The sequence below is a fragment of the Peribacillus sp. FSL E2-0159 genome, from assembly GCF_038643155.1.
GTDB lineage: Bacteria > Bacillota > Bacilli > Bacillales > DSM-1321 > Peribacillus > Peribacillus simplex.
Genome location: NZ_CP152053.1, coordinates 972,581 through 989,109 on the forward strand (window position 1 = coordinate 972,581; position 16,529 = coordinate 989,109).

13 protein-coding genes, 1 tRNA gene and 1 riboswitch are annotated in these 16,529 nt (G+C 39.2%); of the genes, 11 read left to right on the forward strand and 3 right to left on the reverse strand.

All coding sequences use genetic code 11. The features are described 5' to 3' along the window. Positions 1-10: 10 nt before the first annotated feature. Positions 11-139 carry a hypothetical protein gene (locus tag NYE63_RS04885; protein WP_342604287.1) on the reverse strand — a complete coding sequence of 43 codons (129 nt, stop codon included), beginning with the start codon at positions 137-139 and terminating at the stop codon, positions 11-13. A 1,351-nt stretch (positions 140-1,490) separates the two neighbouring features. After that, entirely contained in the window at positions 1,491-2,834 is a 1,344-nt protein-coding gene (locus NYE63_RS04890; RefSeq protein ID WP_342604288.1) for an alpha/beta hydrolase, read from the reverse strand. A 376-nt stretch (positions 2,835-3,210) separates the two neighbouring features. Beyond that, positions 3,211-3,376, forward strand: a riboswitch (M-box (ykoK) riboswitch). Between the two features lie 283 nt (positions 3,377-3,659). On the opposite strand from NYE63_RS04890, the gene mgtE reads away from it, so the two are divergent. The 5 genes from mgtE (at position 3,660) to NYE63_RS04915 (ending at position 9,691) form a co-directional block, all read left to right on the forward strand. Next, positions 3,660-5,018, forward strand: a complete 1,359-nt coding sequence (gene mgtE, locus NYE63_RS04895; protein WP_342604289.1) for a magnesium transporter — start codon at positions 3,660-3,662, stop codon at positions 5,016-5,018. 485 nt (positions 5,019-5,503) lie between these two features. Continuing rightward, the gene (locus NYE63_RS04900) at positions 5,504-6,532 is read left to right on the forward strand and encodes an NADP-dependent oxidoreductase (protein ID WP_342604290.1); all 1,029 of its coding nucleotides are present in this window, start codon (positions 5,504-5,506) and stop codon (positions 6,530-6,532) included. Positions 6,533-6,909: 377 nt separating this feature from the next. Continuing rightward, positions 6,910-8,856: an FUSC family protein gene (locus NYE63_RS04905; protein ID WP_342604291.1), complete on the forward strand. Its 1,947-nt coding sequence runs from the start codon at positions 6,910-6,912 to the stop codon at positions 8,854-8,856. 161 nt (positions 8,857-9,017) lie between these two features. Beyond that, on the forward strand, positions 9,018-9,431 hold the full coding sequence (locus tag NYE63_RS04910) for a YbjN domain-containing protein (RefSeq protein ID WP_342604292.1): 414 nt from the start codon (positions 9,018-9,020) through the stop codon (positions 9,429-9,431). Between the two features lie 186 nt (positions 9,432-9,617). Next, a tRNA-Gly gene (locus NYE63_RS04915) sits at positions 9,618-9,691 on the forward strand. A gap of 424 nt (positions 9,692-10,115) precedes the next feature. On the opposite strand, the gene NYE63_RS04920 is transcribed toward NYE63_RS04915, so the two are convergent. After that, positions 10,116-10,784, reverse strand: a complete 669-nt coding sequence (locus NYE63_RS04920) for a phenylalanine--tRNA ligase beta subunit-related protein (protein ID WP_342604293.1) — start codon at positions 10,782-10,784, stop codon at positions 10,116-10,118. 105 nt (positions 10,785-10,889) lie between these two features. On the opposite strand from NYE63_RS04920, the gene queG reads away from it, so the two are divergent. The 6 genes from queG (at position 10,890) to NYE63_RS04950 (ending at position 16,488) form a co-directional block, all read left to right on the forward strand. Next, entirely contained in the window at positions 10,890-12,029 is a 1,140-nt protein-coding gene (gene queG / locus NYE63_RS04925; protein WP_342604294.1) for a tRNA epoxyqueuosine(34) reductase QueG, read from the forward strand. A 186-nt stretch (positions 12,030-12,215) separates the two neighbouring features. Then, complete coding sequence (locus tag NYE63_RS04930; RefSeq protein ID WP_342604295.1) at positions 12,216-13,073, forward strand: amidase domain-containing protein; 858 nt, start codon at positions 12,216-12,218, stop codon at positions 13,071-13,073. Between the two features lie 67 nt (positions 13,074-13,140). After that, complete coding sequence (gene trmL, locus NYE63_RS04935) at positions 13,141-13,629, forward strand: tRNA (uridine(34)/cytosine(34)/5-carboxymethylaminomethyluridine(34)-2'-O)-methyltransferase TrmL (protein WP_342604296.1); 489 nt, start codon at positions 13,141-13,143, stop codon at positions 13,627-13,629. A gap of 86 nt (positions 13,630-13,715) precedes the next feature. Beyond that, the gene (gene nfsA, locus NYE63_RS04940) at positions 13,716-14,465 is read left to right on the forward strand and encodes an oxygen-insensitive NADPH nitroreductase (RefSeq protein WP_342604297.1); all 750 of its coding nucleotides are present in this window, start codon (positions 13,716-13,718) and stop codon (positions 14,463-14,465) included. 303 nt (positions 14,466-14,768) lie between these two features. Next, positions 14,769-15,617, forward strand: a complete 849-nt coding sequence (locus NYE63_RS04945) for an ABC transporter ATP-binding protein (RefSeq protein ID WP_342604298.1) — start codon at positions 14,769-14,771, stop codon at positions 15,615-15,617. Then, positions 15,568-16,488, forward strand: coding sequence for an iron-hydroxamate ABC transporter substrate-binding protein (locus tag NYE63_RS04950; protein WP_342604299.1), 921 nt, complete (start codon positions 15,568-15,570; stop codon positions 16,486-16,488). The genes NYE63_RS04945 and NYE63_RS04950 overlap by 50 nt, the downstream gene beginning before the upstream one ends. The last annotated feature ends 41 nt before the right edge of the window (positions 16,489-16,529 follow it).

Here is a 16,529-nt window from a genome sequence, read left to right on the forward strand (position 1 = left end):
TTTCATTTAATTACTCTGTATTAGAACTTTGATCTTTATTTCTTTTATTCCCTTTACTGTTGTCCCCACTAACAGGAGCTTGTCCGTGTAATTGCGGTGAATTTTGATTACGGCTTCCTTTATTAAATTTTTTTGTCATGTCTCACATCTCCTTTCTTTTTTCAAATACAGTTTGTCCCTTTTTGGTGAACTTATGTTTTTCACTTGAAAGGAACATCTTTTTTCAATTGATATTCAACCATTATTTCAAAAATAAAAACCGAAAATTGCCTTTATAAGCATATGAAAAAAATATTTTGACGTACAACAAGAACAAAACATGAATCGTGAGATGCAGTGTGGAAACGTTTCTCCACACTGCATCTCACGGCCAGTAAGCGATAGCTCAGTAAGGATGGTGAAAAATTATCATGACCCGTTGAAAAAAGGGGCTCAACTGCATTTCAAATCAGGTTGGTTAGAATAGAGTCACAGGTGCTGAGTCAAATTCTTAAAACGCTGTCAGACCTCCAAGCTTATCGAACTGGAATCAGTAAAGAGAATTTTCATTTCGTTTAGGGATCTTACACAGACAAAGCGTTCAAAAGGGCTGTTTTCACTATTGAAAGTTCTGATTATGGAGATAAAATAAAATAATCGTTAGGGAATGTTGAAACTAGAGGATCTTTTAGCATAAGTTCATTTAAGAGGTTTAAATTACATAAATCGTTACTTTATTTTTAATAAGCTTGAAGTAGTAGTTTGTAGCTCTGAAAAAAAGAACAGTATATACAGATAAATGATTTCAAGGATACATGTGGTATTCTTTTTTAAAGCATGTATAAACATCTTCATAGTGATCTTTCCTTTCTTATGTAATTTCATCAATTATACTAATGATTTTATACAAAATCTTCCTCTTTGTTAGATTACCTACCATTGTTTTTTTGAAAGTAAGATTTTGTTGAAAAAAAGTAGATCACCAATTCCAAACTGGTGAATATCGTCATGTAAATGAAGGAGGGCCATTTTAAGTGGACAATATTTCCGACAATTACCTCGATAGAATATATTTTCCGACCGATTTTTGGAATGACAAAAACTGATTTTGGTATGTACTTTATGAAGGACCAGTCGAATATTTGCTCCACAGTTACTAGCACTTGTACCATTAATTCGAAATGAGGGAGCTTTTCTGGTTGCTGCTTTTTTCTTCTCTTTCAAAAAAGATTATTAGCTTATAATTTAAAAGTGGGACAAAGTATCTTGGAGAAAATATAAAAAACAAAAGGCAGAATTATTCTGCCTTTTGTTTTTTATATTTAACTTCTACATAGTAATTGCTTTTGTTTAGGTAACAAATTGAACATTTCTTCATAGTTATTTTCATTCCAATTAATTGGTGATTTTAAGGACGTAATCTTCATTTTTAATCTCCTTATTTACCATAATACCGGAGGATCGAGGATCATTCGATTGGGGGCTTTGCGAACTCCGGGGAGACACAATTCTCAATTGTCATTTTTATGATTGTCATTACTGGTGATGTTATATTTGTTTATAAATTCAATAATTCCATTCACCAATCCAGGGGATAATGGTAGCTCAGGATCTGTATAGGTTGCTAAATTTCCCTTTCGATCTGCAGGGGCTTCTTTCAATACATGATTCATCTTTTCGAGTATAAGTAATTCAGAATCACTTTTTTCCTTATGTAACGCTTTTGCGTTAGTTGCCGGCACTTGAATGTCTCTATTGCCGTTTACGATTAGAACAGGGATATTCAGTTCCTTTACTGATTTAATCGGGTTATATTGAATCCAAGAAATCATGTAAGGTTGAACAGAAGGACGGAATAAACTTTGCAAATCAGCACTGACAGTCTCGACTTGTTTTCCTTGTTTTAGCTTTGCCAGTATATCTTTGGATTCCGTTAATAACGTCGGTGTCAGTTGCTCTTCAAGCTGTTTAATGAGTACTTGGTCAATAGGTTCGCCTGCACCCGCTAATGAAATGAATATGTCTGTTTCTGTTTTCTTTGCAGCTGCCATTCCAATTAAAGATCCTTCACTATGGCCGATGATGCCGACTTTGGAAAAACGGCCATCCTTTTTGGCAAATTGAACCCAAGCAGCTGCATCATCAATATATTGTTCAAATCTCAGGTCCTTTTCATTTCCTGCCAATTGCATATTTTCACCAATTCCGCGCTTATCATACCTAATGCTTGCGATACCTTTTTCAGCAAGACTCTTGGCTAACATTTTCAAACTATTATTTTTCCCGGGATTTGCAATGGTGTTACCATCCTTATCGGTCGGACCAGAACCAGCAATTATAATCATCACAGGAAAAGACCCTTCATTTTTTGGTGTTTCTAAAAGGCCTTTAATGGTTCCGTTCTTTAAGTCGGCCTGCACGATTTCACCTGATTCTTTATCTTCAACTGCCTGATCGGATTTCTTAAGCAATTCAAAGGGGAACGCTTGCCCATTTTGAACAAATGTTCCTGAAATCCTTTCCTGATCTACTTTCCCATCAAACGTTATTTTCTGATTTTGGATTTCCATATCAAAAAACAAGTCTGATTTACTTAACTTTACACTTCTTAAGGGGAATTCGTTCAACCCTTGTACAGGAATGCTTATCGTTCCATCTTTCTTCGTAAAATGAACAATGATTGGAAGCGGTTGATTTGGAATCTTAATATCTCCCTCCCACCTGCCTTCAATAGCTTTCAACGAGCTCACTTCCTTCGATTTTTCTTCCACCTGTACCGTGTCCTTGGTTCTGCAACCTACCATTAATACAAAAGCACTTATGATAATACATATAATCCCCAAAGGTCTTTTCATTTGAGCCATTTCCTTTCTTTAATTATTAGAGATAAAAAGATATTTTTTATTAGGTAACGTGTTTCTTTGGTTCAGTCATTCATATCCGTTTTCATTATAAGTAAGTATTAATATATAATTCCAATATTTTCCCTTAATGTAGTGTTTATTTTTCCGGTATATCCTTTTAAATATGGTGGCAATTGCGGCTGTGAAGAGGGACGTTTTTTAAAAAATTTCGAAGAGACATTCAATCAGCCCGTCTTAATCGGGAGCGCTTAAGTGCGTGTGGTTCTCATGGTACTCTATTAAAGGTGGGATATTAGTTCAAAATTAGAATTATTTGAATCAAACATTGACATCTAAAAGAAACTCTTTTAGAGTGGATTTGTAAATTAAATATCCTCGTTAGGTGAGGCTCCTGTGTAGGAGATACGCTACTGCCCAAAAATGTCGAAAGACGCCAATGGGTCAACAGAAACCATCGACATAAGGTGGTTTTTAATGTAGCTGGCTTTGTCCTATGCCACACAGTGCTAAAGCTCTACGAATGGAGGAACTGGATTTATGCTTGTATTTGTCATTCAGTCATATACGACTGTTTGTATTTGTCATTCAGACAATGTACGCATATAAACCGTATTTAACACCTTCATTTGTAATGGAGGTGTTTTTATTTTTTTCCTGGAGGTGAGGATAGTGGGGAACTATTCACGACGATATATTCGAAGCTTAATGATAATTGAATGAACACAAAGATTTTGGAAGGGGAATATTAATATTTTTTTACTCTTAATATTTAAGGGAAATATTTTTGGGCTCCCCTAAAAAGGAGTGAGTGACGAAATGATAAAAATCCTGACGGAAGATCAGATAACTTTACAAATCATAAAAGTTTTAAAAGAAGGAAAAAAGAAAGAATTTCAAGCAATATTAGAAGAACTCCAACCATATGACATTGCGCGAATTTTTGAGGGGCTGCCAGAAAAACACCATACACGCTTCTTGTTATTACTTGATTCAGAACAAATCGCTGAACTGATTCAAGAAGTTGAAAAAGTACATCAATTGAAAATCCTTAGTAAATTAGGAATAGAGAAATCCGGCCATGTAATGGATCTAATGGATAATGATGACCTAGCTTCATTGTTAGAGGACCTATCCCCTGGAAAAATTGAAGAACTTCTTTCAGGCATGAAACAAGAAGAATCAAAAATCGTTCAAAATATCATGAATTATCCACCTGAAACGGCCGGGCGAATAATGACAAACCGTTTTGTATGGATACCCCAACACTATACGGTTCGTGAATCTGTTGAAAAGCTGAAAATCTTTGCGGAGTTTTCGGAAACGATCAACTATCTTTATGTAATAGATAATGATAAAAAATTAGTAGGTGTTGTGTCATATCGGGATTTAATAATAAATGATGAATCTGAAAAAATTCAAGATATTATGTATAGCCGGGTTATCTCCGTATCTGCTTATGAAGACCAAGAAGAGGTAGCTCGTGTTATTGAGAGATATGATTTTTTAGCAATTCCTGTAGTTGAAAAAAATAATGAGTTATTAGGAATTGTGACCGTCGATGATATTATTGATGTTGTCATTAAGGAAGCGAATGAAGATATTGAAAAATTATCGGCTTCCGGTAAAGCTATAGACTTTGACACGAAGGCGCACGTGGCCGCATATCGTCGGCTACCATGGCTTATTTTACTTTTGTTTATCGGATTAGTGTCCGGAACTATAATAAGCGGTTTTGAAGAAACATTGTCCAAAGTTGTTGCACTTGCTTTCTTTATGCCGATGATCGCAGGGATGACTGGAAATACAGGTACTCAATCTTTAGCTGTTGTTGTAAGAGGCCTAATCACTAGTGATACGGATAAAGGTGTCGTAACTAGACTTATTATACGGGAACTGAAAGTTGGATTGATAATAGGTTTTACCTGTGGAATATTAATTTCCATCATAGCTTATGTTTGGCAGGGAAATCCCATTCTGGGATTAGTGGTTGGAAGTTCGTTAGTAATGACCCTAATTATCGGGACATTAGCTGGGACCATTATTCCTTTGATATTATATAAATTCAACATCGACCCTGCAGTTGCTTCTGGTCCGCTAATTACAACATTAAATGATATACTTTCGTTACTTATTTACTTTGGAATTGCAACGATGTTTATTTCAAAATTGATGTAGATTATTCATTAAACCAAGTTCACATATGCTTGCAAAGTTTTTTTAAGGGCGCACATAGTCTCAACCGTACAAACTGTCCAGGCTGACGTTTTAAATCGGGTATAAAGAAGAAAAAAAGTAGCTGCTGAGCTTGAACATTTGCCAAGCAGACAGAAAAAATAGTTATTTCAAGCTGCGGCCTTTTCCGGTATCCAAACGGGGAAGGCCGTTAAATTTTCCTGGGAAGCAAACCGTATATGGTAGAAGTCCACGTACATTATTTATTCTTAAAATGAACATTGAAGGTAACAAAGCCAATTCCTGATGACCTTTATATGAATGAAAAACATGGGACATAATAGGTCGTAGCAAGTTTAGGATTTTCAGGAAAGGCTACATAAAAAGTGTTATGGAAGCAATAGCCAATCATATTCTTTGACCTATGAACTTCATCAGTGATACGCTTCTTTTCGAAATTACGTATTCTAAACCAAGGAGGAACAATGATGACACAAACCAAACAACAAATAATCACCCTGGCAAACCGTCCAAAAGGTATGCCTTCGAAAGGCGATTTTAACTTTGTTGAGAGTGAAGTTCCCACACCAAACGATAATGAAATTTTAGTACGTACACTATATTTATCTGTTGATCCCTATATGCGTGGCAGAATGCAAGATACCAAATCATATATTGCTCCATTTGAATTGAATAAGGTCATCACGGGTGGCGTTGTTGCTGAAGTTGTTGAGTCCAAATCGAGTTCTTTCAAACAAGGGGATGTCGTTGTTGGGAATATCGACTGGGCAGAATACACAGTTGTCACCGAAAAGGAAATCCGCGTGATTGATCCCAAGGTGGCTCCGGTCACAACTCATTTAGGGATACTTGGAATGACCGGTTTAACTGCTTACTTTGGTTTGCTTGATATTGGTAAACCTCAAGAAGGTGAAACTGTAGTGGTTTCAGGAGCGGCTGGAGCAGTTGGTTCAGTAGTCGGACAAATTGCTAAGATTAAAGGTGCGAAGGTTGTTGGCATCGCTGGTTCAGATGAAAAACTTGAGTACTTAACGAAAGAGCTCGGATTTGATGGAGCCGTAAATTATAAAAGTGATAGTTTTGCGACAGATTTAGCTAATGCTGTTCCCAATGGAGTGGATGTTTATTTCGATAATGTGGGCGGCGAGGTGTCCGATGCTGTTTTCACACTGTTGAATGCGAATGCCCGAATTCCATTATGCGGAGCGATTTCCTCGTATAATGCAGAAGGGAAAGATCTAGGACCGCGTCTGCAATCGGCTATGATCAAAACGAGTGCACTTATGAAAGGTTTCACAGTTGGAAATTATGCCGCTAGATTCCAAGAGGGTGCGACGGATTTAGGTAAGTGGCTTCAAGAAGGAAAGCTGAAGTATGAAGAAACGATTATTGAAGGGTTCGAAAACACACCTGATGCATTTTTAGGTTTGTTTAAAGGAACGAACCTGGGTAAACAGCTTGTAAAAGTTGCGGAACCTGAATTCGCTCAACTGTAAATTTATGAAAATAAAGCTGACGAAGGTCCTTTGTTGTGATTTTTAAGCCGCTTATAATAAAAGCGGCCTTTTTTCGATATTCAATCGGGGAAAGGCCGTTTTCCTTTTCATAATAAGATATAATTCCTCTACAGTTTTATAAGGTTTGTACAATTTGAACGTTGCCTCCAGGCACGAGCTTTTCCCGCAGGAGTCTCGCACAACCGCTCCAATCTACTTTGTTGTAAAATTTAGATAGAACTCCTTTTGTCTACCAACTGATAATCCTTCATTACCTTTATTGGTATCTTTTTATCCATATGAAGGATATTAATTATTAGAAGTCACCTCATTCACTGCAGAGTGAATAGAATCATTAATGAAAGGATAAATAGAAAATGAGTGAAAGTAAGCACCCTTCCGAATCTCTGAAATTGGATGCGATACATACGACATTTAAACAGGCTTTTGAAATAAAAAAGAATCCATTTCCTTGGATAAAAGCACTAAGTGCAGGCATAGCTGCTGCCTTACCTGTTTTCATTGGTTTATTATTCGGAAATTTAGCTTACGGTTTACTGGCAGGGATAGGAGGTTTCACTTATTTATACGTTTTTAATCAGCCGTATCACCAAAGAGCAAAAAAGATTTTCTTCGTGATGGTGGGTCTTGCTTTATCTGTTGTTTTAGGGACGCTTTTGGCTCCATACCAATTGGGAACAGCCATAATGATGGGAATCATCGGGGCAAGTGTTTTTTTTCTATTTGGTGCATTAAAGATTACCGGTCCTTCGGCGGTTTTCTTCGTCTTGAGTTTTGCACTTGCGACAGGTATGCCCGTAGATCAAAGTCTGGCCCCGTTACGTGGGGGCCTCGTTTTAATGGGTGGGGCACTATCTTGGATAATCTGTATGTTAGGCTGGTTTTTCAACCCTCATGGACCAGAATCGCTTGCGGTGGAAAAGGTGTACAGAGAATTGGGAGTATTTTTTGATTCCATGGGAACCGAGAAATTCAATAAAGCAAGACAGGGAACGGTATTGGCGATGAAACACGCTGAAGATACACTGTTAGCCGGGTTTTCAAACAGGCGAAGTTCAGATGAGTTAAAGCGGTTGTTCTTATTGAATGAACATGCGAATGCCATATTCTTGGAGGCACTGGAAATTTCCTTGAACAAAAATATCGTACTACCGCCAGAATTAGGTCAATCCGTTCGTGCCCTGGCCGGTTCCATTGCATCTAAAACAAAGAATAAAAAAAAGATCCTTCAACCTGATCAAATGACTGAAGAGGTGGAAGAGTTATTCAAGAAGATTTATAATGCAGATGCCATCATGAATGAACCTGTCCAGAAAATTTATCAAGCAGCAACCATCTCAAAGCCTTCTTTAAAAACCATTATTCTTGGGGCGTTCGATAAGAATTCAATTGTCTTCCTCTCTTCCGTTCGATATGGAACAATCCTTACGATTGCTGCCATCATCGCCTATTCCGCCGATTTTAATCGTTCGTACTGGATTCCCTTATCCTGTGCGGCCGTTATGTCGGGTTCGACCATCATTGCCACATTGCATCGGGCGGTCCAAAGGACTTTCGGGACAGTTATCGGACTCCTGCTAGCAAGTTTAATTCTAGCAGCCGTTCATAACGAGTTCATCATCGTTCTGATCATTTTATGTTTAACATTCATTACAGAGCTTTTCATCGTTCGGAATTATGGATTGGCGGCGATGTTTTTTACCCCTTCAGCATTGATCATGGCGGAATATTCATCTCAAAGCTATGATTTCAGTTTTTTTGCGACTGTAAGGATAACCGATATCGTCGTTGGAAGCTTGATAGGTCTTATTGGGTCGCTGTTGCTCGGAAGTCGTTCGGCATCCAGTCTTCTCAATCATTTGATAGCCAAAACGATTCGAAGCCAGGGGCAGTTATTATTGATGGCGTTCTCTGAAAAAGATAATGACCTTGCAATTGATGAAAGCAGCGAAAGGAATAAAATGCAAACAAATATGGTGAATCTATTATCGGTCTACAATGCATCCCTTGGTGAGATATTCAAAAACAAGGCTAGACTGGAATCTCTTTGGCCCGTAATATTTTCGATAGAACAGATGGGCTATTATCTGAATGCCAGCTTAAAATCCTCTGAACGGCCAGTACTATCAGAGAGAAAGCTCGCTCAGCTGCTGTATGTTTTCGAAACCATGGCGATAGCGGCAGATAAAGGTAGATCACATACTAATAAAGAAGTGCCCGAAATTGAAGGATATTCAAAAATCCGCCAGGAAATTTTGGACCTTCAAGAAGCGCTTCGGTTTTGCGGAGGAGCAGCTGGCTAATCCATCTATTGATTCTAATAGGGGAGTTCAGACTCCCATTCATTTAATAAATGATTTCTTCGCCTCTGTTAATAGGATGAAACTGGAAGAATTATAGAAAAGTCTGTAAAAATGCCGGATTTCATTATAAAATGTACTTACAAACAGAAAGGTGATGAACCATGTCAAACGTTGCTAAATTTCGTGATTTTTTAACTAGTGAGAAAATCTATATGAATGAGTTGAATGAAGATGGCACCACCTTCTTTAGAGCTGAGCAAAAGTTAAAGGACGGGTGGAAGGTCCTTTTAGTATTTGCTTTCAATCAAGATGAAAATGTGGCGGACTTATTTTGCTTTAATGTCGCCGAGTTGAAGAATCCTGAAAAGAAACAGGATGTACATACACTGTTGAATGAATATAATGGTAATTTTAGGTATTCCAAGCTCTATGAAGAAAATGGGACCATTTCCATTCGTTATTCATACTCCATTGAGGGGGATATCGTACCGGATCTGGCGTTCAGGAAGTTAATCATGCTACTTGAAACGGCACAGCAGGTTTATCCGCGTTTAATGGAAGTCATTTGGTCTTAAATCATCAGATATGATGAAAAAGTTCTCTGAATCAGGGGACTTTTTAACATCTTTACTAGAGTGAATGAATATATTAACGTAACAATACATTAATTATTAAATTTTTTTAAAAGAACTATTGCATTTTTTCACATTAAACTATATAATTAATTTTGTTGGTGATTCGACAAAGTTCTACAAGGATATGCGGGTGTAGTTTAGTGGTAAAACCTCAGCCTTCCAAGCTGATGATGAGGGTTCGATTCCCTTCACCCGCTCCAATACATACTCATAACGTAGGGTTTCGTTACCTGGAGAACGAAGCTTTGCGTTTAAATATTTTACAAGAATTCTACTGTTTACAGTGGGATTTTTTTATTGTCCAAATGCCATGTTCATCTTGTTCAAAAGTGATTCCCTACATTAGTAGAATCAATTTGAAAAGGTGTTTGCTTTTTTGCTGTCGACTCCGCCATTTTAGTCTTCTTCAGCAGGAAGCCTTAATGCCCCTTTCCGTTTTTGAGTGAATGGGAATCATCATGATGGTTATTCGTATCCCAAGGTATAATAATACTAATTGCTACGATGGCTGCCATGTATTTTATACCGAAAAAAAGCGTCAATCAAAGCTATTCAGCATTACGGAATAAAATCATGAAAAGACCCCTTCCGATTGTGGAAAGGGTTTATTTCCGTTTGATTTTTTTATCCTTCGACAATCGAGTAAGTTCCTTCGCCACCGTGGATTTCAAGGAACATGTCCATCAAGGATTTCGTTAGCTGATGTGCTTCCGTGATTGGAGTATTGGGTTGTAAATAAATGATTTGGATGGCTTTTTTCGTTTCTTCTGTGACTTTTGTGCGTTCTGAATCAACGTAAGGGCTTCCGAATGCGCCCTCATGATCGGCTGATGTAATCATATTTTCCATGGAATTCAAGCGGCCGTTCAAACCGTCATAACCATCTGACCCCTCGCCAATCTTAATCGAGATGTCCCCTGATAATTTTTCCGCATCATAAATGCCGATCGGAACTTCATATAACAGCGAGAAGAAGTTATTCAAATCGATGGCCGAATGGATGGGTGTCAAGTAATTCTGTTTTTTTACGCGGCGGTAAAGGGCTTCCGCGGAGGGGCGATACCGTGACGGGTTTGTGCCTGTAGCTTTGAAAATCTCCCGCCACACTTTAATGCCGGAAAAGTCGGTCAATTCCTTTTCCTCAAGGTCGAAGAAAAGAGCTTCCTGAAATAGTTGAAGTCTTCCTTTCACCATTTGCGGGGAGGGACCTACTTCGATGTTTTCATATGTAATGATCCCAACTTTGAATTGAGGGATTTTACTGCTAAGATTAGCTGATACGGTAATTTCCAAGCGTTTCACCTCCAAAAATGATTGCAATTAGTTTATCATAGATAGCAATGGTTTGAAATGGATTCAAGCTTCAATGGGAATACTGAATGAACGTGGGTGATTAATATGGATATGAACACATTCAAGCAAGAAGTGATTTTATATAGTAAGGAAATCGGCATCGATAAAATCGGCTTTACGTCAGCCACGGCCTTTACCGAATTGAAAGGCCGGCTGATACGTCAACAGGAACTGGATTATCAGTCAGGGTTTGAAGAAGCCGATATAGAAAAAAGGGTCATGCCTGAATTGATATTCGATAAACCGCAATCCATCATTTCGATTGCGCTTGCTTATCCTTCGAAATTGAAGGATGCTCCGCAAAGTACAAAAAGTGAGCGCCGCGGGATCTTTTGCCGGGCTTCTTGGGGAACGGATTATCATACCGTTCTTCGTAGTAAATTGCAGTTACTTGAAGATTTCATTAAAGATAAAGTGCCCGGGGCAGTGACGAAGTCCATGGTTGATACAGGCGAATTATCAGATAGGGCAGTGGCTGAGCGTGCAGGAATTGGCTGGAGTGCGAAAAATAGTATGATCATCACTCCGGAATTCGGGTCTTATGTATACTTGGGCGACATGGTTACCAACCTGCCATTTGAACCGGATCAACCGATGGAAGATCAATGCGGGACATGCAATAAATGTGTTGATGTTTGCCCGACTGGTGCGCTCGTTCAGGGTGGACAGCTAAATTCCAAGCGTTGCATTGCGTTTTTAACACAGACAAAAGGTTTCCTTCCTGATGAGTTCAGGACAAAAATAGGCAATCGTTTGTATGGGTGCGATACATGCCAGACCGTTTGTCCGAAAAACAAAGGAATGGATTTTCATTTTCATGAAGAGATGGAACCCGACCCTGAGCTTGCAAAACCGCTGTTGAAACCACTGCTTACGATTTCAAATCGTGAATTTAAAGAGACATACGGCCATGTATCTGGCTCTTGGCGCGGAAAAAAGCCAATCCAACGAAATGCCATTTTAGCATTGGCCCACTTCAAAGATGAAACGGCATTGCCCCAATTGATACAGGTGATGAAGGATGATCCGCGGCCTGTCATACGGGGAACGGCGGCCTGGGCAGTTGGAAAAATCGGCCGGGAGAAGGCCGTTTCCATTCTGGAAGAAGCACGAATGAAGGAAACGGATGAAGAGGTACTGGCGGAAATTGAGAAAGGGCTTCAGTTTACCTTGGAAACAAAATGATATATAAGATGTAGCCGCTCCGTTAAATATTAACGGGGCGCTTTTTTTGATTTAAATATTCCGGTGCCTTCAAGAAAACCATTATAGTAATTTCTTGAGTGAACCCCCCACTTTTTATGAAGTTGTGTTTTTGTCATGCCCTCATACATACACATTAGCATAGATGGTAAGAAGGAGGGCATGAACTTGAGGGAACAATTGCAACGCCTCTTACAAGAAAGAGTGGAGTTTTATACTTCCGATGATCTGGAACGGAGTGAAAGGAAGTTACATCTGAAAAAGGAATTGATGAGGAACCGCACTGCGGAAATTGTTCGGGTGAATGCGGCAGGCAAGGTTCATTCGAAGAGGAAGGAAGACAGTGATACAGTCCTGACATATCATGTGCACCTGCAATATTTATTGAAACAGGAGGATTCCTTTTATATAGAAGAAGAAATGGAAGAAAGGGAGGCCCGGTTTCGAAATGGGTATATAGTGGATGAACGTGAGCTGATTCCCAGCTTTGAAATCGAAGAGGCACCGCCAAAATGTGATCCAGGCGCAGAGCGTCTCGCATATAAGTATGATCGAATGAAGGCCGTCCAATATGCCGAGCGTTGGTGGAACGAATTCAATCCGGCTTATCATAAATTCACTGATGATTGTACGAATTACATTTCACAATGTTTACATGCGGGAGGAATACCGATGTGGGGGGCGCCAAACAAAAGTAAGGGCTGGTGGATAAGAGGGAAAAGCTGGAGTTACACATGGACGACGGCCCATTCTTTATATCATCTGCTCAGAGCAGGGAATGCCATCAGGACAAAGCAGGTGGAGTCGGCCAAGGAACTGAATTTGGGTGATATCCTCTGCATAGATTTCGAAGGGGACGGACGGTTTGATCATAACTTGATCGTAACGGCGAAGGATCAGGACGGGGTGCCGCTTGTGAATGCACATACGATGAACAGCCGTCACCGGTATTGGACGTATGAGGATTCAACCAGGTATACACCGAACATCGTTTATAAATTCTTTGTGATCTTGGATGGAAGGTGATTGGTTTTTAGTCTTTTTTGTTTAATGCTATAATTAAGGTGAAGTTCAAACTAGAGGTGAAAATGAAGTGTCAATACATGTAGTTTTATATCAACCACAGATTCCAGCAAATACAGGTAATATCGCAAGAACGTGTGCAGGGACGGATACATCTTTACATCTCATTCGCCCGCTCGGTTTCTCAACGGATGACAAACAGCTCAAACGTGCCGGGCTCGATTACTGGGAAAATGTAAAGATCCATTATTATGATTCGTTAGAAGAGTTTTATGAAAGAAATGCCGGAGGTGAATTTTATTACTTAACGAAATTTGGAGAGCAGCCGCATTCCAGCTTCGATTACAGTGATCAAGACAGTGAGATATACTTCATTTTTGGCCGTGAAACCACGGGTCTCCCGAAAGAGCTGATCCAAGAAAATATGAATCGGTGCCTGCGGATTCCAATGACGGATAAGGTACGTTCCCTAAATCTGTCGAACACGGCTGCCATCTTGGTTTATGAAGCACTGAGACAGCAAAATTACCGTGAATTGGATTTGAAAACGAAAGGTTGAGTTTCATCAATGCCATACTGTCATCGGGGATATTCCAGCCCCGATGATGGATACTTTACTTTACATATTCTTTAGGGGTGGGAGCATTGAATAATATTATTGAGAAGATTTTAGATCACCGTTCCATTCGTTCTTTTGAGGACAAGCTATTGTCTGAGGAGCAAATCAATACGATTGTGGAGTGTGCCCAAGCTGCTTCGACTTCAAGCTATATTCAAGCGTATTCAATCATAGGGGTGACCGATCCGGAAAAGAAAGCCAAACTTGCTGAACTTGCCGGACCACAATCTTATGTAGAGAAGAATGGACATCTATTCGTCTTTTGCGCCGATTTATATCGTCAGGATATGGTTTCCGACATGGAAAACACGGACCTGTCTGAATCGATTGAAAGTACCGAGAAATTCATGGTTGCCTGTATTGACGCTGCTCTTGCGGCTCAAAATGCAGCATTGGCAGCAGAATCGATGGATCTTGGCATTTGTTATATAGGCGGGATCCGCAATAATCTCCCGGAAGTGTCAGCGATTTTGAATATACCGCATCGCGTTATACCATTATTCGCTCTAGTGGTCGGATATCCGAAAAACCGTTCGGATAAAAAGCCGCGTTTGCCGCTGTCCAATATCTATCATGAAAATGGATATCAGGAGGATAAGCAGGAGTTCATCGGACAACTTGAAGAGTATAATGAAACGATTTCCAGTTATTACGAGCGTCGTACTAAAGGTAAGCGAAAAGACACCTGGACTGAGCAAATGGCTGGAATGCTTGGAAAGAAAAGCAGGTTGTATATGAAAGATTACGTTGAGAAACAAGGATTTAAGAAACATTGATTGATGAAAATGGCCTATTAGGAATATTCTTGCCTTTCCCATCTGGGACATTTTTCAAAGTCCTGAGTATGAGCCAAACAGTAAAGATCCCGGAAATGTTTCCGGGATTTTTACTGTTTTCTTTTGTCAGTTGGTAAATACGGGTAGGCTCAAGAAACCTTGGCAGAATTTCTTCTTATATACCCATGAAATTACTATTGACAATCTATTTATATAGAATTATAGTAATTAAGTAATGGATAATGATAATCATTTTCATTTGAGTTTTTACTTGCCTATTTTTCAGTAAATGGAGGTTGAAAAATGGTTCGCCTATATACAGAGAATTTAAATATTGGTTATGGTGAACGTTTAATTGTAAAAGATCTCAGTGTGGAAATTCCAGATAAAAAAATCACAACGATCATCGGTTCAAATGGATGTGGGAAATCGACACTTTTGAAAGCGATCACCAGGATTATTCCGAATCAATCAGGTACGGTTGTTTTAGATGGGGTGAATATCTCAAAGGAAAGCACTAAGATCCTTGCAAGAAAAATGGCCATTCTTCCGCAGACACCCGAGAGTGCAAGCGGATTGACAGTTGGGGAGCTCGTATCATATGGACGCTTTCCCTATCAAAAAGGTTTTGGGCGCCTGACCCAAAAAGACTATGATGTGATTGATTGGGCACTTGAAGTGACCGGCACGAAAGACTTCAAGTTCCGTCCGGTGGATGCTCTTTCAGGAGGTCAGCGCCAGCGTGTTTGGATTGCCATGGCCCTTGCCCAAGAAACGGAAATCATCTTCCTTGATGAGCCGACCACCTATTTGGATATGGCGCATCAGCTGGAGGTTCTGGAATTATTACAGAGGCTGAATGTAGAACAGGGACGTACCATCGTCATGGTTCTTCATGATTTAAACCAGGCTGCTCGCTTTGCCGACTATATCATTGCCTTAAAGGACGGGGAAATAGTCAAAGCGGGAAATTGTGAAGAAGTCATCACACATAAAGTGCTTAAGGAAGTATTTCATATTGATGCGGTTATCGGACGAGATCAACGAACGAACAAACCAATGTGCAGCACATACAATTTATTAAAAGGAGATTTGACAACAAATGAAAAAGATAATGATCCCGTTTATACTGCTGTTAGTGTTAATTATTAGTGCTTGTGGTAACGAGTCAACCGAAAAAGAAAAAAGCACCGCTTCAAAAAAGGAAAAATCAGGTACAATCACATATCAATCTGAAAATGGTCCTGTTGAAGTTCCGGCAGATCCTCAGCGTGTTTTAGTACTATCTTCTTTCGCAGGTAACGTAATGGCATTGGATGTTAACCTTGTAGGGGTTGATTCGTGGTCTAAAATGAACCCGAACTTTAAAGAGTTAAAAGATGTCGAGGAAGTGACGGACGAAAACCTGGAAAAAATCATCGAGTTGGATCCGGATTTAATCATTGGTTTATCAACGATTAAAAATGTCGATAAATTAAAGGAAATTGCTCCAACTGTAACGTATACATACGGAAAAGTGGACTATTTAACACAACATGTAGAAATTGGTAAACTTTTGAATAAAGAAAAAGAAGCCCAAGCTTGGGTGGATGATTTCAAAAAACGGGCAAAAACAACCGGTGATGAAATTAAGGCTAAAATTGGAGAAGATGCTACCGTTTCCGTTTTCGAAAAGTTTGACAAACAGTTCTATGTATACGGCGATAATTGGGGCCGTGGAACGGAAATCCTTTATCAAGAAATGAAATTGGGCATGCCTGAAAAGGTAAAAGAAACGGCATTGAAAGATGGTTACTTTGCCTTATCATTAGAAGTCCTGAAAGACTATGCCGGTGATTATGTGATTTTGAGCAATAACAAAGATCAGGACAATTCATTCCAACAAACAGATACGTTTAAAAACATACCTGCCGTTAAAAACAATCAACTATATGAAGCTGATGCAAAAAAATTCTACTTCAATGATCCAATAACATTAGAATACCAATTAGACTTCTTTTCCAAAAGTTTTCTTGGAAAATAATACAGCGAGGGAGAGGGATTCCAATTCCTCTCCTTTTATTC